The 23,437-nt window shown below is 28.9% G+C and carries 22 protein-coding genes; 16 read left to right on the forward strand and 6 right to left on the reverse strand.

What is annotated here, in order from left to right; genetic code table 11:
- The first annotated feature begins 3 nt into the window (after nucleotides 1-3).
- The 3 genes from R3X25_RS07575 to R3X25_RS07585 are packed head-to-tail and all read left to right on the forward strand — an operon-like array spanning nucleotide 4 to nucleotide 1,935.
- On the forward strand, nucleotides 4-558 hold the full coding sequence (locus tag R3X25_RS07575; RefSeq protein WP_317673512.1) for a hypothetical protein: 555 nt from the start codon (nucleotides 4-6) through the stop codon (nucleotides 556-558).
- Nucleotides 558-1,556, forward strand: coding sequence for a type I glyceraldehyde-3-phosphate dehydrogenase (gap, locus tag R3X25_RS07580; protein ID WP_317673514.1), 999 nt, complete (start codon nucleotides 558-560; stop codon nucleotides 1,554-1,556). The genes R3X25_RS07575 and gap overlap by 1 nt, the downstream gene beginning before the upstream one ends.
- A 16-nt stretch (nucleotides 1,557-1,572) precedes the next feature.
- The gene (locus R3X25_RS07585; RefSeq protein ID WP_317673516.1) at nucleotides 1,573-1,935 is read left to right on the forward strand and encodes a methylglyoxal synthase; all 363 of its coding nucleotides are present in this window, start codon (nucleotides 1,573-1,575) and stop codon (nucleotides 1,933-1,935) included.
- Here the strand turns inward: R3X25_RS07585 and R3X25_RS07590 are convergent.
- Together R3X25_RS07590 and R3X25_RS07595 are read right to left on the reverse strand one after the other, a co-directional pair.
- On the reverse strand, nucleotides 1,932-2,315 hold the full coding sequence (locus R3X25_RS07590; protein WP_317673518.1) for a Rid family detoxifying hydrolase: 384 nt from the start codon (nucleotides 2,313-2,315) through the stop codon (nucleotides 1,932-1,934). The two genes, R3X25_RS07585 and R3X25_RS07590, sit on opposite strands and share 4 nt — an antisense overlap.
- A gap of 11 nt (nucleotides 2,316-2,326) precedes the next feature.
- Nucleotides 2,327-4,708, reverse strand: coding sequence for a putative LPS assembly protein LptD (locus R3X25_RS07595; protein ID WP_317673520.1), 2,382 nt, complete (start codon nucleotides 4,706-4,708; stop codon nucleotides 2,327-2,329).
- Between the two features lie 449 nt (nucleotides 4,709-5,157).
- Between R3X25_RS07595 and R3X25_RS07600 the strand changes: the two genes are divergently transcribed.
- From R3X25_RS07600 to R3X25_RS07655, 12 genes are all read left to right on the forward strand, one after another.
- The gene (locus R3X25_RS07600; protein ID WP_317673522.1) at nucleotides 5,158-6,294 is read left to right on the forward strand and encodes an N-acetylmuramoyl-L-alanine amidase; all 1,137 of its coding nucleotides are present in this window, start codon (nucleotides 5,158-5,160) and stop codon (nucleotides 6,292-6,294) included.
- Nucleotides 6,295-6,355: 61 nt separating this feature from the next.
- Nucleotides 6,356-7,312 carry an MlaD family protein gene (locus tag R3X25_RS07605; protein WP_317673524.1) on the forward strand — a complete coding sequence of 319 codons (957 nt, stop codon included), beginning with the start codon at nucleotides 6,356-6,358 and terminating at the stop codon, nucleotides 7,310-7,312.
- Nucleotides 7,313-7,520: 208 nt separating this feature from the next.
- The gene (locus tag R3X25_RS07610; protein ID WP_317673526.1) at nucleotides 7,521-8,822 is read left to right on the forward strand and encodes a (Fe-S)-binding protein; all 1,302 of its coding nucleotides are present in this window, start codon (nucleotides 7,521-7,523) and stop codon (nucleotides 8,820-8,822) included.
- Nucleotides 8,823-8,884: 62 nt separating this feature from the next.
- Nucleotides 8,885-9,664 carry a (Fe-S)-binding protein gene (locus tag R3X25_RS07615; RefSeq protein WP_317673528.1) on the forward strand — a complete coding sequence of 260 codons (780 nt, stop codon included), beginning with the start codon at nucleotides 8,885-8,887 and terminating at the stop codon, nucleotides 9,662-9,664.
- A gap of 11 nt (nucleotides 9,665-9,675) precedes the next feature.
- Nucleotides 9,676-10,572: a 1,4-dihydroxy-2-naphthoate polyprenyltransferase gene (locus R3X25_RS07620; RefSeq protein ID WP_317673530.1), complete on the forward strand. Its 897-nt coding sequence runs from the start codon at nucleotides 9,676-9,678 to the stop codon at nucleotides 10,570-10,572.
- Between the two features lie 60 nt (nucleotides 10,573-10,632).
- Nucleotides 10,633-11,019, forward strand: a complete 387-nt coding sequence (locus tag R3X25_RS07625; protein ID WP_317673532.1) for a hypothetical protein — start codon at nucleotides 10,633-10,635, stop codon at nucleotides 11,017-11,019.
- A 198-nt stretch (nucleotides 11,020-11,217) separates the two neighbouring features.
- Nucleotides 11,218-13,485: a TonB-dependent receptor domain-containing protein gene (locus R3X25_RS07630; protein WP_317673534.1), complete on the forward strand. Its 2,268-nt coding sequence runs from the start codon at nucleotides 11,218-11,220 to the stop codon at nucleotides 13,483-13,485.
- A gap of 108 nt (nucleotides 13,486-13,593) precedes the next feature.
- Nucleotides 13,594-14,274 (forward strand): metal-dependent hydrolase, encoded by a 681-nt coding sequence (locus tag R3X25_RS07635; RefSeq protein WP_317673536.1) that lies wholly within the window; start codon nucleotides 13,594-13,596, stop codon nucleotides 14,272-14,274.
- Nucleotides 14,275-14,460: 186 nt separating this feature from the next.
- Nucleotides 14,461-14,850 carry a VOC family protein gene (locus R3X25_RS07640; protein ID WP_317673538.1) on the forward strand — a complete coding sequence of 130 codons (390 nt, stop codon included), beginning with the start codon at nucleotides 14,461-14,463 and terminating at the stop codon, nucleotides 14,848-14,850.
- A gap of 82 nt (nucleotides 14,851-14,932) precedes the next feature.
- A complete protein-coding gene (locus tag R3X25_RS07645) occupies nucleotides 14,933-15,967 on the forward strand; it encodes an o-succinylbenzoate synthase (protein ID WP_317673545.1) in 1,035 nt (344 codons plus the stop codon).
- A 51-nt stretch (nucleotides 15,968-16,018) separates the two neighbouring features.
- Nucleotides 16,019-16,978 (forward strand): CPBP family intramembrane glutamic endopeptidase, encoded by a 960-nt coding sequence (locus R3X25_RS07650; RefSeq protein WP_317673547.1) that lies wholly within the window; start codon nucleotides 16,019-16,021, stop codon nucleotides 16,976-16,978.
- 37 nt (nucleotides 16,979-17,015) lie between these two features.
- Entirely contained in the window at nucleotides 17,016-18,077 is a 1,062-nt protein-coding gene (locus R3X25_RS07655; protein WP_317673549.1) for an AMP-binding protein, read from the forward strand.
- Here the strand turns inward: R3X25_RS07655 and R3X25_RS07660 are convergent.
- A complete protein-coding gene (locus tag R3X25_RS07660; RefSeq protein WP_317673551.1) occupies nucleotides 18,069-18,593 on the reverse strand; it encodes a helix-turn-helix domain-containing protein in 525 nt (174 codons plus the stop codon). The genes R3X25_RS07655 and R3X25_RS07660 overlap by 9 nt on opposite strands.
- 210 nt (nucleotides 18,594-18,803) lie before the next feature.
- Between R3X25_RS07660 and R3X25_RS07665 the strand changes: the two genes are divergently transcribed.
- Nucleotides 18,804-20,609 carry a vWA domain-containing protein gene (locus R3X25_RS07665; RefSeq protein WP_317673553.1) on the forward strand — a complete coding sequence of 602 codons (1,806 nt, stop codon included), beginning with the start codon at nucleotides 18,804-18,806 and terminating at the stop codon, nucleotides 20,607-20,609.
- A 50-nt stretch (nucleotides 20,610-20,659) separates the two neighbouring features.
- On the opposite strand, the gene R3X25_RS07670 is transcribed toward R3X25_RS07665, so the two are convergent.
- The 3 genes from R3X25_RS07670 to R3X25_RS07680 form a co-directional block, all read right to left on the reverse strand.
- A complete protein-coding gene (locus R3X25_RS07670) occupies nucleotides 20,660-22,300 on the reverse strand; it encodes a SulP family inorganic anion transporter (RefSeq protein WP_317673554.1) in 1,641 nt (546 codons plus the stop codon).
- Nucleotides 22,301-22,362: 62 nt separating this feature from the next.
- Complete coding sequence (locus R3X25_RS07675) at nucleotides 22,363-22,695, reverse strand: hypothetical protein (protein WP_317673555.1); 333 nt, start codon at nucleotides 22,693-22,695, stop codon at nucleotides 22,363-22,365.
- Nucleotides 22,696-22,697: 2 nt separating this feature from the next.
- Nucleotides 22,698-23,414 carry a YebC/PmpR family DNA-binding transcriptional regulator gene (locus tag R3X25_RS07680; protein WP_317673556.1) on the reverse strand — a complete coding sequence of 239 codons (717 nt, stop codon included), beginning with the start codon at nucleotides 23,412-23,414 and terminating at the stop codon, nucleotides 22,698-22,700.
- Between the last annotated feature and the right edge of the window lie 23 nt (nucleotides 23,415-23,437).

Genomic DNA, 23,437 nt, shown 5'->3' on the forward strand with positions numbered 1-23,437 from the left:
AAAATGAATAAATTAGTTTTAATTTTAGTATTGTTTAGTGTTTTAGTTTCATGTAAAGTAAAAAATGAAGTTGTAGATGTTTCTGCCGAAGAAAAACATAAGGCAGAATTAATAAAAAAAATAGATAATTATGTAAATGGTGTAGATAGCTATGTATATCAAATAAATGCATCTTCAAAAGATTTTGACAGTATTAGTGTAGATGAATTAAAATGGTTTAGAAAATCTCACCACATTACAAAACATATTTCTGAAAAAAATAAAACGTTCTATAAAAACAAAATTATAAAGCTAAAAAAGAAAGAATCTTTAGAAAATAATTTTGTAAAATTAAAGGCATTTTATTACGATAATGATGATTTAGTTTGTGTGAAAATTTATGAAATTTTCCCATCTAGAGAATTAGAAGAAGATAAAGTTTACCAACGTAATTTATACTACAACAACAAAAAATTAATTCTAGATTCTAAAGAGAGTGATGCAAAGTATCATACAAAAGAATTATTAGATATTGGTTTTGAAAAACTTCAAGAAGAATATCATCAATTAAAACTTTAATGATTAAAGTTGGAATAAACGGATTTGGAAGAATTGGTAGAATTGCTTTCCGATCAATTTGTGCACGCAAAAACATAGAAGTAGTTGCAATTAATGATGTTATTGACATCGATCATATTGCGTACTTGCTAAAGTTCGATTCAGTTCATGGTAAATTTAATGGAACTGTTGAAGTGGATAACAACAATTTAATTGTTAACGGTAAAAGCATAAAAATCACTTCAGAAAATAACCCATCAAAAATTCCTTGGAAAAGTTCAAACGTAGATTTTGTAATTGAATCTTCAGGATTATTTACTAAAAGAGAGCAAGCTGAACTTCATTTAAACGGAGGAGCTAAAAAAGTAGTTATTTCAGCACCATCTATAAACGCACCAATGTTTGTAATGGGAGTAAACCATCAAAAATTAAAAAGCACAGATGTGGTTTTTTCTAACGCATCATGTACAACAAATTGTTTGGCGCCAATTTCAAAGGTTTTACATACTAATTTTAATATTGAAGAAGCATTGGTAACAACGGTTCATTGCACAACTTCTGGACAAACTACGGTAGATGCTCCACTAAAAAAATGGAGAAGAGGAAGAGCAGCTTTAAATAATTGTATTCCAACTTCAACTTCGGCTTCAGAAGCATTAACTAAAGTGATACCAGCCTTGGAAGGTAAAATAAAAGCAATTGCCATTAGAGTTCCAGTGTCAGATGTATCGTTAATTGATCTTACGGTTAGGTTTAAAAATAGCACATCATATAGTAAAATTAAACAAGTTGTAAAATTAGCTTCAGAAAATGAATTAAATGGAATTTTGGGATATACTGAAGATGCTGTTGTTTCTCAAGATTTTGTTTCAGAAACTAGAACATCGGTATTTGATGCTGGTGCAGGTTTAGAGCTAAACAATCACTTTTTTAAAATAATTTGTTGGTACGATAATGAATTTGGTTATGCAACAAAACTGGTAGATTTAATAGAATATTCACATTCATTAGAAAACTAATTTATATATTTAGTCTATGGAAATAGCAATAATTGCCCATGATGGTAAAAAAACAGAGATGGTTCAGTTTTTAATGGATTTTAAAGCAACTATTTTAGCAAAAGATATTACTTTAATTTCAACTGGAACCACAGGAAAACATGTAGAAAAAGCAGGTTTTATTGTAACTAAATATTTATCGGGTCCTTATGGAGGCGATGCTCAAATTGCAGGTAGAGTTGCTGAAGGGAAAACAGATATGGTATTATTTTTTAGAGATCCACTTGGAATGCACCCTCACGAGCCAGATATAGCAATGCTTATGCGCTTATGTGATGTACATGACATTCCATTAGCTACAAACCCAGCAACTGCAGAGCTATTAATAAAATCGATTTAATATTTTACGGCTATCATAGAAATTTCAACGTTTACAAACTTTGGTAAATTTGCAACTTCTACGGTTTCTCTAGCAGGCGCAGTTTCAGCGTTAAAATAACTTCCATAAACGTCATTTATTTGACTAAATTGATGCATGTCTGCAATAAATATAGATGATTTTATAACATTCTCAAAAGTCATTCCTGCTTCATTTAAAACAGCTTTTAAGTTTTCCATAACTTGTTCTGTTTCATTTTTTATTGATGAAGAAACTAGTTGGTTAGTTTTTGGATTAATAGCTATTTGTCCTGAAGTATAGAGTGTGTTTTCAATTAAAACTGCTTGATTGTAGGGTCCAATTGGAGCAGGAGCATTGTTTGTGTTTATAATTTTTTTCATACCTTAAAATATTAATAGAGTACTTTATCAGAAACTTTACGTTTGTCGTATTTTAAATCACTTAACATAGATGATTTTATTCCTATAAAGAAATAATATGTTTGTCGAGTTCCAAAAGGTACCCAATTAAAGTTTAACTTCCAACTATCTAAATCCCGTGAAAATCTTAATTGAGTATAACTAAACCCTTTATCTTTTATATCGTAACCCGATGAAAAACCTACTTGCCATTTAGGAGTTAAATCTAAATCTCCAGAAAACATTAAGGAGTGTGAGGTGACTTCATTTTGTCTAATAGAATTAGAATAATTTAAAGCGTAGGCTAATTTTAAAGACCATGGTATGGTAGATTGAAATAATTTTGCTGTTGTTTCGGAACTTTCTTCTTCATTAGAATCTTTGCTAACTCTGTTAGATGCATTTAAGTTCTCACCAAATATACCATCCGAGTTATTAGCATCTCTATTAGACTGTTGGCCGGATTTATTGTCTTTATTTCCTTTACTAGATAAGGAGTAATTCATTGTTAAACCTGCACTTGTTATTCTAAATAAGCTACCACCATTTTCAATATTAAAAGTGTTAATTTTATTTCCAGTAGCATCTAATGCATAAGGATCTAAAGTTGCTCTGGCATTTAATGAAAGTTTGTTGTTGAAAAAATTTGTTCCAGCAGTTACATTAACAGGACTCCATTTTAAAGAATCTGCAGCCATGTTGTAACTAGTTGAAAAGTTTAAATTATTTAAAAGCGTTATTTTTTCTGCTTCTTCGGTAGATGTAGAATCTTTTTTACGCAATTTAGCTTCAATATTATTATTTAATGAAAGACTTATACTGTTTGAGAGTCCGCTACCTGGGCTTCCATATATTCCATTTGCAAAAGGTGAATAGGTTGCAATATCTGTTGGATCATCACTTTGTTGGTATTCTTCATCATAAAAACTAAAGTCAGGTCTGTAACCATAAGAAACACTAGGCCTAACAGTATGTCTAATTTTTTCTATTTTACCTTTTTTAAAGGTATACATTCCGTAAAATGTTGTAGAAAGTGATACCGAAGTTGAATACTCTCTAAAAGCATTAAAACCACTTATAGTGTCAGTTACTACTTCATTTTCAATATCGTCATATTCTTTGTTTAATCTATCAAAATACCAAACTTCTTCATAAGATAAACTAGGAGAAATTGTAAAATAATTTAAAGCTTTTATACTTGTACTTAATGATGAAGTGTGTTGAACACCAGATCTTGCCTCGCTGAACATTTTACTTGTAAAAAACTCATCATCAGTTGTTGATATTCTATTTTCACTTTTTAAAGAATAGTTTAATCCAGTTTTTTGAAGTGCATTCTTTTTTGCTCCATTTTTGCCAGTAAAAGGATATATTCTATCCATATTTAATTGCAGTGATGGAAGTGTCATATTAATTGCTTCAGTATTAGTGTTTTGTGAATGTGTAACTGATAAAGATACGTTAAAAGGTGTGTTAACAAAGTTTTTGTAATAGGAGACCGAACTACTTAAAGTATTGTTTAAAAAGGAATTACTGTTGTACTCGTTATAAGATTCTTTAAAGTATTTACTACTACCCATATTCACAGAAGCAGAAAATCTACTGTTTGGACTAGCTTTAGTATCTTGGCTATGACTCCACCTTATATTGTAATTTGTTGTTTTTCCGTAGTCATCAAGTCCTTTTAAACTAGAAATTAAATTTTCATAACTTAATGTAAAACTACCACTAGATTTGTAACGTTTTTTATAACTAGATTCAGCTCGTAAACCCCAACTTCCATTAGTGTAAATATCTCCTAAAATAGCCAAGTCTAAATTATCATTCACTACAAAATAGTAACCACCATTTTGTAAAAAATAACCTTGTTCTGTTGTGTCTCCCCATGTTGGCATTAGAAACCCAGAAGTTCTTCCTTTAGTTAAAGGAACATAGGCAAATGGTAGAACAACAGGTGTTGGAACATCTACAATATATAGCTGACTTCTTCCTGCAACTAACTTACTATCTTTAATAAATTTAGCCCTTTTAGTTGCAATATAATAATCAGGGTTTTCTTTTTGTGAAGAGGTGATTTTTATATTTTCAAGAAATAGAATAGAATCGTTATATTTTTTACTGTATTGTCCTCTAATAATTAAACCTTCTTGTTCTGTTTTTAAATTCCAAATTTTAGCTTTTTCACTTTTAAAATTGTATTGTAATGAATCTTGAACAGATTCTTGCCCGCCTTGTTTAAAAATTGGTAATTGAGTATATTCACCAATGCTATCTTTTATACCTTTTGCAGTAATAACATTGTTTTCATTATTAATTTCTATATAACCAGCGTCTAATACAATATCGTCATAAACAACTTTGGCATTTTTGTACAATTGGATTTTATTATTTTTAACATCTTGTCTAATTAAACTATCCGCAGAATGTTCAACAATAGCCTTTAAAACTTCATCTTTTTTTAAAGTATCTGTTTTTTTTACTATAAGAGAATCTTTATTAAAAAGTAAGCTATCTTGTTTAATTGGTGAAACAGTATCCTTTATTTTTGTAGGAATAGGATTTTTAGAAATTAATTGAGGTTCTTGGCTATAGCTATTAATACCAATACTACATACTATTATTAATAGTAGATTATTTATAAAAATATTTTTAATTTTTGTTTTAATATCGTTTTGTTTTATAATATTAGCTTGTAAATTGGTTTAAAAGCTTCAATTTTTTTATTTTAGCTATTAAATAACTATTGTTTAAAAGCTGTCAAAATTGAAATGGCTCAATATTTGTATACCTATCTATAAGTTGCCAAAAATAATTAAAATAATTGATGAACTCACAACACTTTTCTAAAATAAAAACAAGAACGAAAATATTTACACTTTTCGTACTTTTTGGATTGTTAATATTAAGTGAAAATAATGTTTATTCTCAAACTAAAAAGTATGTAGTTGTATTAGATGCAGGACATGGAGGTAAAGATCCAGGTAAAGTTGGGTATAAAAACGCAAAAGAAAAGGATATAGCATTAAATATTGTTTTAAAAGTTGGAAAAATATTAGAGAAAGAATCGAATATTAAAGTTATTTATACACGTAAAACCGATGTGTTTGTTGATTTATGGGAAAGAGGAAGAATAGCCAATAAAGCAGATGCAAATTTATTTGTGTCGGTACATTGTAACTCACATACGTCTCAAGCTTATGGTTCAGAAACTTGGGTTTTAGGAACACATGCAAATAGTAGAAATTTTGAAGTTGCAAAAGCTGAAAATTCTGTAATTTTGTTAGAAGATAATCACAAAGTAAATTATAAAGGTTTTGACCCTAAATCACCAGAATCTATAATTGGACTAACGTTAATGCAAGAAGAATATTTAGATCAAAGTATTCAATTAGCCAGTATAATTCAAGATGGTTTTACGTACGATTTAAAAAGAAAAAATAGAGGTGTTAAGCAAGCGGGCTTTGTAGTTTTACACCAAACCTATATGCCAAGTATTTTAATAGAAACAGGTTTTATATCAAACAAAAGCGAGGGAGCTTATTTAAATACAGAAAAGGGAAAACTTAAATTTTCTGAATCTATAGCTAAAGGAATTAAAAAATATTTGAATCAGTTAGATATAAATGCAGTAACTACAGAAAAAAAATCTGTTGAAGAAATTACTGAAACAAAAACAGAAAATATAATTGAAACGGTAGATACTTCAGTAAAATTTAAAGTACAAATTGCATCTGGAACTAGAAAACTAACAACAAAGTCGTATAATTTTAAAGGGTTGCAAAATATTGAACGAGTGAAAGTTGGGAACTCTTACAAATATTATTTAGGAAACACATCTAATTATAATGAAGTTAAAGACCTTCAAAAATTAGCCAAATCAAAAGGTTATACTTCAGCCTTTATTGTTGCTTTTAATAAAGGAGTAAAAGTTCCAGTTAGTCAAGTGATAAAAAAATCATGATAAAAATTTAATAATACTGCCAAAAATAATTAGTATTATTGCTAACGAAAAACAAATAATTTTGAAAATAAGTAGAGAGTTTAAAACAGGTTTTGTTGCAGTAGCTGTAATAGCATTATTTATATGGGGTTATAATTACTTAAAAGGTTTAAATATATTTGATGGCCCGTTAAAAACGTATAAAACAGAATACTCTAATGTGCAAGGATTAAATACAGCAAGTGTAGTTACTATTAACGGTGTTGATGTAGGTAAAGTTGTTGATATTCAGTTTAATAATAATCCAAATAAACGAGGTTGGTTAATTGTTGAATTTAGTATTGAAAACGATTTTGAGTTCTCAAAAAAAAGTATAGCAAAAATATATAGTGCAAGCTTAATGGGCGGTAAATCTTTGGCAATTATCCCTTCTTATGAAGGCGAAACAGCAAAACCCGGTGATTTTCTTCAAGGTGAAATAGAATCGGATATTTTATCTTCGGTAACTGAAAAACTCAATCCATTACAAGCAAAAGTTGAAAATGTAATTGTTAGAGCAGATTCTTTAATGATGGGATTAAATGATATTTTTAATCAAGAAAGTAGAAAAAACCTTCGTTCTAGTATAGCACAGCTAAATCAAACAATAACTAATTTTAAAGATATATCTACGTCTGTTAATGAGTTAGTGAAAAATAACGATGCTAAATTGAGTAAAACTTTAAATAATACTGAAGAATTAACAAGTAATTTGGCTCAAATTTCAGATTCATTAAACCAATCCAATATAGGTGAAACTGTAAAAAAGTTAGAAATAACGGTTAATAGTTTAAACGGTATACTATCTAATATGGAATCTGGTAAAGGAACTCTTGGAAAGTTACTACACGATGAAGGGATGTATACAAACTTAACAAATGCTTCTAAAGAAATGGAAGAGTTGTTGCGTGAAATGAAATTAAACCCAAAACGCTTTGTTCATTTTTCTTTATTTGGAAAAAAAGATAAAGGTTATTCACCTGAAGAACAGAAAGAATAACAAATTTAAACTGCAACCTTTTTATTTGTATAATCTATTAGTAAATTTTAGAGCAAAAACAATTTAGAATATTTATATTACTATAATTGTTACATTTTTGATTTTTAGTTTAAAATCTTAAAGTTATATTTGTTATTAATTAAGTTTTTTTACAAGTTTATTTATTGAACTTGTAAAATATTTCAACCTAAAATGAGATATTAATACTATGAGCTATATTGACAACGTACTTTTTGCAATAATCCTAATTGCTGGGATTGGCTTTTTTATAAAAAACATACAAAAATTAATTAGAAATATAAAGTTAGGTAAGGAACTCGATAGATCAGATAATTCGAGTGCACGTTGGAAAAATATGGCCATGATTGCGCTTGGACAATCCAAAATGGTTAAGCGTCCAGTTGCTGGAATTCTTCATGTTATTGTTTATATTGGTTTTGTAATAATTAATATTGAAGTAATTGAGATTATTATTGATGGCCTATTTGGAACGCACAGAATATTATCTTTTTTAGGCGGTTTTTATAATTTTTTAATAGCTTCATTTGAGATTTTAGCATTGCTTGTACTAGTTTCAGTAATTGTTTTTTGGATAAGAAGAATGGTACTACGTATTCCTAGGTTTTGGAATAAAGAAATGAAAGGGTTTCCAAAAAACGATGCACTTTACATTTTGTATTTTGAAATGGTATTAATGAGTTTGTTTTTAATAATGAATGCAACTGATGTTCCTTTTCAACAATCAAATTTAGGTAATCCTGTAAGTCAGTTTTTAGTTCCAATTTTTGAAAACTTTAATGTATCAACACTTTTTTATATTGAAAGAACAGCTTGGTGGTTGCATATAGTTGGGATTTTAATTTTCTTAAACTATCTATACTACTCAAAACATTTACATATTTTATTAGCATTTCCAAATACCTATTTTGCGAATTTAAATGCAAAAGGACAGTTAAATAATTTAGAAGCAGTAACCAACGAAGTTAAATTAATGATGGATCCAGATGCAGATCCTTATACTGCTCCTGCAGAAGATGATGGTGCTGTACCTGAAAAATTTGGAGCAAGTGATGTTACAGATTTAAATTGGGTACAATTAATGAATGCTTATACATGTACCGAATGTGGTAGATGCACATCAGCTTGTCCGGCAAACCTTACTGGAAAAGAATTATCTCCAAGAGCTATTATGATGAAAACACGTGATAGGTTAGAAGAAGTTGGAAAAAATATAGATAAAAATGGAGAATTTAAAGATGATGGAAAACAACTTTTAGGAGATTATATTACCAACGAAGAACTTTGGGCGTGTACAACATGTAATGCATGTGTAGAAGAATGTCCTGTAAATATTGATCCTTTATCAATTATTGTAGATATGCGCCGCTATTTAGTAATGGAACAATCTGTAGCACCACAAGAATTAAATAATATGATGAGTAATATTGAAAATAATGGTGCACCATGGCAATATAGCCAAATGGATAGAATGAATTGGAAAGACGAATAATTATAAGTTTTTAGTAAAATGAAAAAGAACAACTAAAAACCAATACCTAACAACTAAAGATTATGAATGTACCTACAATGGCCGATTTAATGGCGCAAGGCAAACAGCCAGAAATATTATTTTGGGTTGGATCTGCAGGAAGTTTTGATGATAGAGCAAAAAAAATTACTAGAGCTTTTGTTAAAATATTGAATCATGCAAAAGTTAACTTTGCTGTTTTGGGTACAGAAGAAAGTTGTACAGGTGATGTTGCAAAACGTGCAGGAAACGAGTTTTTATTTCAAATGCAAGCGGTAATGAACATAGAAGTATTAAATGCTTATGAAGTAAAAACAATAGTAACTTGCGATCCTCATTCATTTAATACCTTAAAAAATGAATATCCACAATTAGGCGGAAATTACAAAGTAATACATCACACACAATTTATTCAACAATTAATTTCAGAAGGAAAATTAAAAATTTCTTCAGAAAAGTATAAAGGTCAAAATCTTACATTTCATGATCCGTGTTATTTGGGAAGAGCAAATTCAGAATACGAAGCACCAAGAAGTATTATTAAGCGATTAGGAGTTAATTATACTGAAATGAAACGCAATAAAGCAACAGCTTTGTGTTGTGGAGCTGGTGGTGCACAAATGTTTAAAGAACCTGAAAAAGGAGATATGGATATCAATGTTTTAAGAACTGAAGATGCTTTGCAAACAAACCCAAAAATTATAGCAACTGCTTGCCCGTATTGTAATACTATGATTACAGATGGTGTAAAAGCGAAAGAAAAAGAAGACAGTATAGAAGTACTAGATATTGCCGAATTAATAGCAAATTCAGAAAATTTATAGATTTTTATTTAATGATAAAACATTATATACAAGCTGCCCGATTAAGAACATTACCTCTTTCTGTATCGGGTATTATTGTTGGAAGTTTTTTGGCAGCTTCACATGGCAGTTTTAATTGGTTAGTATGTATTTTAGCTATATTAACTACCATTGGTTTTCAAATTATATCAAATTTTGCAAACGATTATGGAGATGGTGTAAAAGGAACAGATAATGAACATAGAGTTGGTCCAGAAAGAGCAATTCAAAGTGGAGTTATTTCTCAAAAGCAAATGATGAATGCTATAAAAGTATCGGTTTTTATTACTTTTTTGTTAGCAATAGCACTTATTTATGTTTCATTTGGAAAAGATGATTTTTTAAATTTATTTATATTTTTTGTGTTAGGAATAGCCAGTATTGCTGCAGCTATAAAATATACAATGGGTAAAAATGCTTATGGGTATGTTGGGTTAGGTGATGTTTTTGTTTTTTTGTTTTTTGGCTTGTTAAGCGTATGTGGCAGTTATTTTCTATTTACTAAAAGTTTGCCATTTGAAATTTTTTTCCCAGCTTTTTCTATTGGTTTGTTAAGTGCTGGAGTTTTAAATTTAAATAATATGAGAGATCGTGAGTCTGATATAAAAGCTAATAAAAATACATTAGTTGTAAAAATAGGAGCAGAATTCGCAAAATATTATCATTACTATCTATTATTTACTTCATTTTTATTTGCACTATTATACATAGTAATTAGCTATAAATCAGCATATAATTTTCTTTTTGTAATTGCGTATGTACCTATTTTTAAACATTTTTACACAGTATTTAAAAATACAAATGCCAAATTATTAGATCCAGAACTTAAAAAATTAGCATTAAGTACGTTTCTTTTTGCAATTCTTTTTGGTTTAGGTTTTATTTTATAGATTGCGAAAAAATTTAATACTATTAAAATTAAGAGATAAGTTTATTCTTTTAGTATTCTAATGAAAAACCAAATACTAGCCATATCGTTTTATTTGCTTTATTTACTAGCAATGGTGAAACCCATTATGCCTATTATGGAATATTACGCTAATTACGATTATATAGCTACGGTTTTATGTGAGAATAGAGATAAACCTTATTTAGAATGCAATGGTAAATGTTATTTACAAAGCCAAATTAAAAAGAATAACTCACACAGTTCACACAACCACAATTCAACAATACCTTCAATTGATTTAAAGGATTATCCAGTGAGTCCGATAGAAGAATTTACTTATAAAATTTCTTCAGAAGAGAATAATGTATCTTCAAATTTTTATCAAAATAATACCACTTCACAAGGAGTTTTTATTACATTATTTAAGCCTCCAAAGTATATACTTTAAATATATTTAGATAGAGGAAACTTTCTAATAATTGATTATCGTGAGTAAAACGAAGTTATCTTTAACGTTTAAGTTCTAGATAAATAGATTACTTCAAAATTATATTTTTTCGGAATAACATTTAAAAATATTTTTAGAGAGCCTCAAGGATATGTATACACATGTCCAAATTTTAATAAACCTAACTTAAATAAAAAAATGATTAAAAACATACTAACAGGTTTAGTACTGTTGTTTGGTGTTGCAATATATGCACAAACCACAATAATAACAGGAAAAATTGTTGCTGTAAATACGAACGAGGCAGTTCAGTTTGCAACAGTAAAACTATTAAAAAATAACACAAATACTGTTTCTAATGCTAATGGAGAATTTAGTATTGAAGCAAATAAAGGAGACAAAGCAGAAATTTCTCATATTAGTTTTAACACATTAAATATTGAATTAACTAATGGAATTCAGATTAGTTTGCAGTCTAGTCAAATTGAATTAAGCGAAATAATAGTTAAAGGAAACTCTTTAGATGATATTTCTCAATCAGTTGTTATAAATGATACTGAAAAAAGAATTAGCCAACCAAGAAGCGTTGGTCATTTATTTAAAGAAATTCAAGGATTTGGTATTGCAAAGCGTGGAGCTTATGCTTCAGAACCAGTTTTTCGTTCATTTAAATATGAACAATTAAATATTCAATACGATGGTGGATTTAAAATACTAAATGCTTGTCCTAATAGAATGGATCCAATTACAACACATGTAATACCAGAAGAAATTGAAAAAATTGAAATTGTAAAAGGTCCTTTTACAGTTCGTTTTGGTCAAAATTTTGGTGGAATTATAAATTTGGTTGGAAAAAATCCGGCAAAACAACAAAAAGGATTGCATGGTAGTGTTGAAGGTGGTTACGAATCTAATGGTGAAAATTTAGTTACAGGAGCTTCATTAGTATATGTTGGTGATAAATTTGATCTTCAATTTAATGGTTCATACCGTGAATTTGGAGATTATGAAGATGGTGATGGAACTGAAGTACCTTCATCGTTTAGAACAACAGATTATTCAGTAAAATTAGGTTACAATCCTACAGAAAATCAACGTTTAATGGCAACTTGGAGACAATCATTTGGTAGAGATATGGATCATGCAGGTTTACCAATGGATTCACCATATGATGATAGTTATTTAGCTGGTTTAGATTACAAATGGAAAAACATTTCAGAAAAAATAGAGAGTTTTAACGCAAAGGTTTTCTATTCATATGTAGATCATTTAATGACCAATGGAAATAGACCTAACTTTAATATGGTTGATGCACAATCGCCCGTTGAGGTTTCAACCTATGGAGGAAAAGCTGAAGTTGTATTTACACCTTCAACTAAATCTAAAATATTTACAGGAATTGATGTAAATAGTATTCAACGTGATGGCTCAAGAACACGAATTGTAAAAATGGCAAATGGAACAATGCTTCCAGAACCAAAAGTATTCGAAGATAAAATTTGGCAAGATTCGGAATTAGATGATTATGGTGTTTTTGCTGAAGGAAAATTTAAAGTAGCCGATAAATTAACACTAACTACAGGAATTAGAGCTGATTTTGTAAAAGCAGTAATTAATGATCCAGCAGCGGACTTTTTAGCATTGTATGGTGGAGAAATAGATGATGTTACCGAAACTAATATTAGTGGAAATGCATCGTTAAAGTTTCAAAATAATAATTTTCAGGCTCAATTAGCAATTGGTAGAGGTGTTAGAACGGCAACTATGATTGAACGTTTTATTAATCATTTTTCAGTAGGTGTAGATCCGTATGAGTATGTTGGAAACCCAAATTTAGATCCTGAAATTAACAATCAAATAGAACTTTCATTCAGTAAAAAGTTTAAAACTATTCAGGTAGGAGCATCTGTTTTTCATTCATTTTTGGAAGATTATATAGTTCCTGTAGTTAATTCATCTATTCCTAGAAAATTTACACCTACAGTTGAGCCAACAGTAGCAAAGCAGTTTGTAAATATTGATAAAGCATCTCAAACAGGAGTTGAGTTTAATTTTAATTACATGGCAACAGATAAATTAGTGTTCACTTCAGAATTATCTTATACCTATGCTGAAAACAAAGATTTAGATGAACCTCTTGCTCAAATTCCACCATTTATGGCTATGTTAGGAGTTAAATACGATAGTGATAATTATTGGTTAGCTTTAAATAGTAGGTTAGTTGCAAAACAAAGTAGAGTGGCAGCGTCATTTATGGAGCAAGAGACTCCAGGTTTTGGAACTGTTGATTTTAGAGCAGGATTTGAACCTTATAAAAATATTTCTGTTGGTGCAGCAGTTTTAAATATTTTTGATAAAACATATTACGAGCATTTGAATTTTGCGTACGCTAATTCAAATACACTATCTGGTAAAATATTTGAACCAGGAAGAAATTTCACAGTGTATGTTAAATATAAATTCTAATAATTAGAATTTTATTGTGAGTTTAAAACCGTGAAAATCTAATTTTCACGGTTTTTTTTGTGAATTTAATTTGTTAAATTGCAGTAAACCAACTAATACCTTTTTTTTATGAAAATATCTTATTTAGGTCACTCTTGTATAAGCATTGAAACAGGAGATAAAACGTTATTAATTGATCCATTTATTACAGGAAACGAGTTAGCTTCAGCAATTGACATTAATACATTATATGCCGATTATATTTTAGTAACACATGCACATCAAGATCATATTTTAGATGTTGAAGTTATTGCTAAAAGAACAGGCGCCATTGTAGTTTCTAATTATGAAATTGTTACGTATTTTGAAGCTAAAGGAATTTCTGGACATCCAATGAACCATGGAGGGAAATGGAAATTTGATTTTGGAACCGTTCATTATACTAATGCAATTCATTCAAGTTCTTTTCCCGATGGAAGTTATGGAGGTCAGCCAGGAGGTTTTGTAATAGAAACAAGTCATCATAGAATTTATATTGCTGGAGATACTGCTTTAACCTATGATATGAAATTGATACCTGAAATTATTGGAGAATTAGATTTAGCAGTTTTACCAGTTGGAGATAATTTTACAATGGGCGTTGATGAAGCTATTAAAGCAAGTAAATTTTTAAACTGTAACAAAATTTTAGGGTACCATTTTGATACTTTTGGATATATTGAAATTGATAAAACTAAAGCTGTTGAAAAATTTAGAAAAGCTAGAAAAAAACTACTATTACTACCAATAGGTGATAATATAAAAATTTAATATAATTAATAACCAAAAAAAAAGAGTTAACGTCTTATTTCAAGTGAAATATAAAAGAATTTATATTTTTCTTTTAATTCTCATCTTACTTTTTTATTAATTTGGATAGAGCTAGTAGTTGAATTATTTGGAACTCGATTTGCTGGTAGCTAAATAATATAAACTACTAACTAAAAACTACTAATTATGAAAGCAAATATGTTATGTTGGTTCGAAATCCCAGTATCAAATATGGAAAGAGCCGTTAAATTTTACGAAACAGTTTTTAATATAAAAATTACGGTTCAAGAATTTTGCGGTACTCAAATGGGTTGGTTTCCAGCTTCAGAAGATAAAGATGCAGCAGGAGCAGGCGGATCGCTTATTTACAATCCTAAACATTATTCACCAGGCACAAATGGCGTTTTAATTTATTTATCATCTCAAGTTGACGATGTAAGTGTTGAATTAAATAAAGTTGAAGCTGCTGGTGGAAAACCAATTGTTGAAAAAATGCAAATTACTGAAGAAATTGGCTACATGGCTGCTTTTATTGATACTGAAGGAAATAGAATAGCAATACACTCTAAAAACTAATAAAACAATAGAATATTAAACCAAGTTGAAGTGTTTTTTTTCTTTTAAAAATTCATTTTTAAATAGTAATTTCGTTTTAGTAATGATTGCATCATATAAAAAATACATCCTCAATTTTAAACAAGCGAGTGGAACATCACGTGGTGTTTTGCGTACTAAAGAAACCTACTTTTTAATTCTAAATAAAAAATTAAAAATTGGTTATGGAGAATGTGGACTTTTTAGAGGTTTAAGTGCTGATGATAGACCTGATTATGAAGAAAAATTGCAATGGCTTTGTAAAAATATTCATTTAGATAAAAAAATGTTATTCAGTGAATTGAGAGAATTTCCATCAATTCAATTTGGTTTGGAACAAGCATTTTTAAGTTTATATAATAAAAATCCTTTTGAATTATTCCCTTCGAAATTTACAACATCTAAAGATTCCATAAATATCAATGGTTTAATTTGGATGGGAAGTGAAGCTTTTATGAAAAAACAAATTGAAGATAAATTAAAAGTAGGGTTTTCAACTATAAAAATGAAAATTGGCGCTATTGATTTTGATACAGAAATTAAATTATTAAAAAGTATTAGAAAAGATTTTTCATCAAAAGAAATTGAATTAAGGGTAGATGCCAATGGAGCTTTTCAACCTAAAGATGCTTTGGAAAAGCTAAAAAGGTTAAGTGAATTAGAAATTCACTCAATTGAACAACCAATTAAGCAAGGTCAAATTGATGAAATGGCAGAGCTTTGTTTAAAAACTCCTTTACCAATTGCATTAGACGAAGAATTAATTGGCATTTTTAATGTAACAAAAAAGCAAAAAGTACTACAAACAATTAATCCGCAATACATAATATTAAAGCCAAGTTTAGTTGGAGGTTTTAAAGGGAGCGAACAATGGATTAATTTGGCAGAAAAACAACAAATTGGTTGGTGGATAACATCAGCATTAGAAAGTAATATTGGTTTAAATGCTATTGCACAATGGACCTATAGTTTGGGAAATACAATGCCTCAAGGTTTAGGAACTGGAAGTTTATTTACTAATAATTTTGAAAGTCCGCTAGAAGTAAAAAACGGCCATTTACGTTATAACAATTCAAAAAACTGGAAAGTGAAAATATAATTGTCATTGCGAGGAGTGAAATTACGTGGCAATCTATTTAAATTAAGAAAAATGAAATTTATACAACAAGCATATAAAGGAATTAACGAATGGTGGGCATATTTAGTAACCATAACTATATTATTTTTTGGATGGCAATTTATTGGAGTTATTCCATTAGGTGCTGTGGCATTCGCTTATTCAGAAGATTTATTTGAATTTCAAAATGCAGCGAATGATAGTTTTGCTAGTTTAGAAATTAATTCAAATCTGTATTTAATACTTGTTATTTTTACCTTTATAGCAGGTCTTGTTTCATTGTTAATTGGAGTTAAAACCATTCATAAAAGGTCAATTTTAAGTGTTTTAACAAGTAGAAAAAAATTAGATTGGAATCGTATTTTTTATGCGTTTTCAGTTTGGGCAGCAATTGGAGTTGTAACTATTGCAATTGGTTATTTTTTAGCTCCAGAAGATTATGTTTGGAACTTTAAACCAATACCTTTTTTATTACTTTGTTTAATCTCTTTTTTCTTATTACCATTGCAAACCTCAATGGAAGAAGTGTTGTTTAGAGGTTATTTAATGCAAGGTTTTGGTACTTGGTTTAAGAAAGGTTTTATAGCTTTAATAATAACATCAGTAATTTTTGGATTGCTACACGGAATGAATCCTGAAGTTCAAAAATTAGGTTGGATTACAATGGTGTATTATATTGGAACTGGATTGTTGTTGGGAATATTTACCATTATGGATGAAGGTACTGAATTAGCATTAGGTTTTCATTCCGCAAATAATATTATTGCTGCTATTTTAGTAACTACAAATTGGACCGTTTTTCAAACTGATGCGCTATTAATTGATACATCAGAACCTTCGGCAGGTTTTGAAATGTTTTTACCAGTTTTTGTATTTTTCCCAATAATTTTATATGTGTTTTCAAAAAAATACAAATGGACAAATTGGAACGAGAAAATGTTTTCAACTATTAGAAAACCAATTGAATTAAACGAAGATGAATTTATAGCATAGTTTGGTGGTTGAGCGGAATTGAAACCATATTATAAAAATGACGAAGATCCAATTTCATAAATGTTTTAAATTAAACGGAAAATCTTTTTCTGAAGTTACACCATTGCTCAATTTCTCTAAAACAACTTCTGAAGAAGTTTGTGAGTTTTTAAAAAAATGGTTTTCTGAAGATAATTTTATTGAAGTACAAACTTCTGGTTCAACAGGAAAACCAAAAGTAATTCAGCTTAAAAAAGAATATATGAAGAATAGTGCTTTGGCAACAGGTACTTTTTTCAATTTAAAGGAAAATACAACAGCTTTGTTATGTATGTCTCCAAATTATATTGCAGGAAAAATGATGCTGGTAAGAGCACTAGAATTAGGTTGGCATATAGATATAGTTGAACCTTCTTCTAATCCATTAAAAGGTGTTGATAAAACCTACGATTTTTCGGCAATGGTGCCATTGCAACTACATAATTCTTTAAATGAAATTGATAAATTGAAAAAACTAATTGTTGGTGGAGGAGTTGTTTCAAAAGTATTATTACATAAAATTCAGAATATTAAAACTGAAGTTTTTGCAACTTACGGTATGACTGAAACTATAACGCATATTGTCGTAAAAAAGTTGAATAACTTTAAAAATGTCATTGCGAGTGGAACGAAGCAATCTTATTTTAGAACATTGCCAAATGTTGTTCTTTCTAAAGATTCTAGAAATTGTTTAGTAATAAATGCTCCCAAAGTTTCAGAAGAAGAAATTATTACAAATGATATTGTAAAAATTCATTCTGAAAATGAGTTTGAATGGTTAGGTAGATTTGATAACGTGATTAATTCTGGTGGAGTTAAACTAATTCCAGAGCAAATAGAGCAAAAACTTTCAGAAATTATTAAAGAACGTTTTTTTGTTTATGGAATAGCTGATGAAGTTTTAGGTGAAAAATTAATGTTAATTATTGAAGGAATTAAGGATAATACTATTTTGAATGAATTGAAGAACCTCAAGTCACTTTCAAAATTTGAACAACCTAAAGAAATCTTTTTTATTCCAAAATTTGTAGAGACACCTACTCAAAAAATTAATAGAACAAAAACTATTCAGTTACTTTAATATTTTAAGGCTGTATTTGTATTTATAATCTTGGCCGTTTAATACCTTAATGCTATTCATTATTATAACCACAAAGCTAAATGTGGCAATAAAAATCATTGCAAAAAACCCAATAACAATTAGCATTAAAGGTATGCAAACTAATAAATAAATTACAACAGAAATTTGATAGTTAACAACGTCTTTAGCGTGTTTATCTAAATTTTTTACCTGCCCTTTTTTATACATCCATAATAGAATCGGAGGAAAAATAAAATAAAGTAAACCACTTAAATGTACCAACGCTAAATATTGATTGTCTACTTTTTCATTGTTTTGAAATTGAAACGAAGTAAACTCATTAAAATCTATTTCCAAGGCTTCAGCAATTTGTTCTAAAGTATAGGAGCGAGGATCAACTTCGTTATTTTCTATTCGTTGAATAGTTCGTGTACTAATAGTTGTTTTTTCAGCTAAAGTTTCTTGCGTTAACCCTTTCTGAATTCGTATTGTTTTTATTTTTTCACCTATAGTCATAATACTTTGTTTTGATAGGGTAAAAGTACTTTATAAAGGTATGAATTAGCAACTACATCTACACGACATTTACACGACATTCTATGTTTAATCCTTTAACTAAAAGGAAAGTTAGTTTTACTCATTGATAAGGCGTGTTCACTCAAGTTAATTATTTTAATGAAATGAACTCATGTAGTTTTAGGTATTATTAATTCAAATTTTAATACTATGAAAATTTATTTCTACTTTTTGGTAAGCTTATTTTTAGCAATTCAATTGAATGCTCAAGAAAAAATTATAACTGGAATAATTACAGATGAATCTGGACCATTACCTGGGGTTAATATTTTAATAAAAGGAACAACAACTGGAACTACAAGTAATTTTGACGGTGAATATGCAATAGAAGCTTCAGTAGGAGATATGCTAGTATTCAATTTTGTAGGTATGAAAACTTCTGAAGTTACAGTTGGAAGTGAAAACATAATTAACGTTTTAATGGAGGCGGATTCTAATTGTTTAGAAGAAGTAGTTGTTGTTGTTGGATATGGAAGAAGTTTAAAAGGGAAAATTAGTGGCCTTTTTATTAGAAGAAATAGAAAGTCAAAGCCAGTAATTAACTATTCAAATCCGGTTTCAGCTAATGAATCTTATAAAGAAATTAACGAGAATACATTTAAAAGTTCTCAATTAAATCCGCTTTCAACATTTTCTATTGATGTAGATAAAGCTGCATATTCAAATGTTAGAAGAATGATTAATAACGGACAAAAGATTCCAAAAGAAGCTGTTAAAATTGAAGAATTCATTAATTATTTCAAATATAATTATTCACAACCAACTAGTGAACAACCTTTTTCAATAAATACGGAAGTTGCTGAAACACCTTGGAATAAGGATACCAAAATTGTTAAAATTGGTTTGCAAGGAAAAGATTTAGATAAAGAAAATATTCCAAAATCTAATTTAGTGTTTTTGTTAGATGTTTCTGGATCTATGGGTGATTCTAATAAGTTACCATTGTTAAAATCTGCTTTTAAGTTATTAGTTAATCAGTTAAGAGAAGAAGATAAAGTATCAATTGTTGTGTATGCAGGAGCAGCTGGAGTCGTTTTAAAACCAACTTCAGGTGATAATAAAGAAAAGATTTTAAATGCTTTAAATAAGTTAGAATCTGGAGGTTCAACTGCTGGAGGTAAAGGTATAGAATTGGCATATAAATTAGCTGAAAAGCATTTTGTAGAAGGTGGAAATAACAGAGTTATTATGGCTACAGATGGAGATTTTAATGTTGGTGCTTCAAGTGATAAAGCAATGAAAGATTTAATTGTTGAAAAAAGAAAATCTGGTGTGTTTTTAACAGTTTTAGGTTTTGGGTATGGAAATTTAAAAGATTCAAAATTAGAAACTTTGGCAGATAAAGGAAATGGGAATTATGCTTATATAGATACTATGCAAGAAGCTAATAAAACTTTTGGAGAAGAATTTGCTGGAACAATGTATACTATAGCAAAGGATGTAAAAATTCAGGTAGAATTTAACCCTAATAAAGTTCAAGCTTACCGATTAATTGGTTATGAAAATAGATTGTTAAATGCTGAAGATTTTAAAGATGACAAGAAAGATGCTGGAGAATTGGGAAGCGGACATACTGTAACAGCTTTGTACGAAATTATTCCGGTAGGAGTAAAGAGTAAATTTCTAAAAAATATTGATAATTTGAAATATACAAAAGCTAATTCTTCAAATAAAAGCGATGAATTATTAACTGTGAAATTTAGATATAAAAAACCTAATGGTGATAAGAGTATTGAAATTGTTGAGGTTGTAAAAGATGAGAAGTTGACTTTAGATAATATGAGTTCAGATTTTAAATTTTCAAGTGCAGTTGCTTTATTTGGCATGAATTTAACCAAATCAAAATTTACAAATAAAGCAAAACTAGATAAAGTAATTGAGTTAGCTAAAGCAGGTAAAGGGGAAGATGAAAATGGGTATAGAAGTGAGTTTATTAGGTTAGTGAAATCAATTTAGATAAAAAAGACAGTAATTAATTACTGTCTTTTTTATTAGAATAAATAGGTCTATTCTTTAATATTTAACTTTTCTGAATATTGCAGTGCTTTTTCAAAAGAGTCAAAAGTATAAATTTTCTTGTTATTGGAAATAACTTTATTTTTTTCTAAATCTTTTAAAACTGTTTGGTTTACACCGGATAATACAATGCTAACATTATTTTCCTTCAATAAATCTAAAGCATCTTTAAAATTATGAACTCCTGTTGCATCAATAAATGGAACATGTCTCATTCTAATAATTAATACATTGCTGTCAATTCCAATAATTTTTAAAGTTTCGGCATATTGTTTTGCAGAAGCAAAAAATAAAGGTCCACTTAATTCATAAATAGAAATTCCTTTCGATATTTTTGAATAATCATCCAAAACATCGGTGTCAATTTCATTGGTAACATAAGGATTTATGTTAGACATTCTTTTCATAAATAGTAAGGCAGAGAGCACAACTCCAACTTCAATAGCTACAGTTAAATCAACTAAAACAGTTAATAAAAAGGTTGTAACTAGAACAATCACATCAAAAAAGGAACCTTTTAAAATGGAGTAAAAAGATCTCCATTCACTCATATTATAGGATACAACTATTAAAACTCCAGCCAATGCAGACATTGGAATTAATTTAGCCCATTTCCCAAGAAACAACATTATTAATAACAATGTTAATGCGTGTACTAAACCTGCAATTGGAGTTCTTCCACCATTTTTAACATTGGTAGCTGTTCTAGCAATTGCTCCAGTAGCTGGAATTCCACCAAAAAAAGGAGTTACAATATTGGCAATTCCTTGTGCAATTAATTCAGTATTTGAGCGGTGATTTCCACCAATCATACCATCAGAAACTACAGCCGAAAGTAACGATTCTATTCCTCCTAATAATGCAATGGTAATTGCAGGAGCTATGTACATAGATAAATTATTAAATTCAAAAGAAGGTATTACAAAATGGAAGTTTTGAGGAATTTCTCCAAAAAAAGATTCTATAGTACTTACAGGAATTTTAAATAATTGAACAATAAATGTTATAACTATTATGGCTAAAAAAGAGCCTGGAACTTTGCTTTTTAATTTTGATGAAATAACAATAATTAAAATTGCTAAAAGGGTTAATCCTAATGCGTAAAAGTTAATTGAAGGTATTTCCGAAAAATAGAGCGACCATTTATCAATAAAACCTGAAGGAACTTTAGCTATTTCTAACCCAAAAGCATCTTTAATTTGAGTAGAAAAAATAACAAGCGCAATTCCACTTGTAAACCCAACAATAAGAGGTTGAGGAAAATATTTTAAAAGTACACCAAGCTTTAATAATCCAAAAATAATTAATAAAATACCTGCTAATACTGTTGAAATTATTAAACCATCTAATCCATATTTTTCAACTATTCCATAAACAATAATAATAAAAGCACCAGTTGGTCCACCAATTTGAACTCTACTACCTCCAAAAAACGAAATTAAAAAACCTGCTATTATAGCTGTGATTAACCCTTTTTCTGGTGATACTCCAGAAGCAACAGCAAAAGCAATTGCTAAAGGCAAGGCAACAATACCTACTACAATTCCTCCGAAAATATCATTAAAAATTTGTTTTTTTGAAATGCCTTTTTTTAGTAAACTAAAAAGTTTAGGTTTAAATATTGTGTCCATTTATACCTTATAAAAATTAAGACCACAAAAGTAACCCTTTAAATAAATTAATAAGCTTGTTATTAATAATATTTACTAAAAATTTTAATTAGCACTAAAGATTTTATAATTATTAAACCTGAATAAAACCAAATAGGGGTTTTACTTGTTTCTTTTAATTCAAAGTATGCTAGCTTAATGTTCGCCGGCATATTTTTTAAATTATATTGTTGTTTACACTTTTTACATTCTGATACACCAAATTTTCCTCCAGATAAAAAAGGAATTTGAATTAAATGTTTGTAGTAACCTAGAATAGAAACTTTTGTAGAGTTTTTAGAATTACATTTTGGGCAAACTAAATCTAGTGAATTTTCACTTTTTAAAATAGTTGATTTTTTACCAGCTAGAAACATGCTTATCCTTCCATGGAATGATATACGTTTTGTACATCATCATCTTCTTCTAATTTTTCTAACAACTTGTCAACATCTGCCTGTTGTTCTTCATTAAGTTTTGTTGTAGTTGTTGGAATACGTTCAAATCCAGAAGAAAGTATTTCTAAACTATTTTCTTCTAAATATTTTTGAATAGCACCAAATTGTTCAAACGGAGCGTAGATTAAAATTCCATCTTCATCTTCAAAAACTTCTTCAACCTCAAAATCGATTAATTCTAATTCAAACTCTTCAAGATCCATTTTTAAATCTTCGGTTTTTACTCTAAAATTACAAGTATGGTCAAACATAAAAACAACAGATCCAGAAGTTCCCATGTTTCCATCACATTTACTAAATGCAGCTCTAACATTAGCAACAGTTCTATTGTTATTATCGGTAGCGGTTTCAACAACAACAGCAATTCCGTGAGGCGCATATCCTTCAAATAAAACCTCTTTATAATCTGCTGTATCTTTATCACTCGCTTTTTTTATGGCGCGCTCTACATTATCTTTAGGCATATTTGCAGCCTTCGCATTTTGAATAACAGCCCTTAAACGTGAGTTAGTTTCTGGATTTGAACCTCCTTCTTTTACAGCCATTACAATGTCTTTACCAATTCTGGTAAATGTTTTTGCCATTGCAGACCAACGTTTCATTTTTCTAGCTTTTCTAAATTCAAAGGCTCTTCCCATAATTTTCTAAAATTTTTAAGTAT

It is taken from the genome of Lutibacter sp. TH_r2 (assembly GCF_033101135.1).
GTDB lineage: Bacteria > Bacteroidota > Bacteroidia > Flavobacteriales > Flavobacteriaceae > Lutibacter.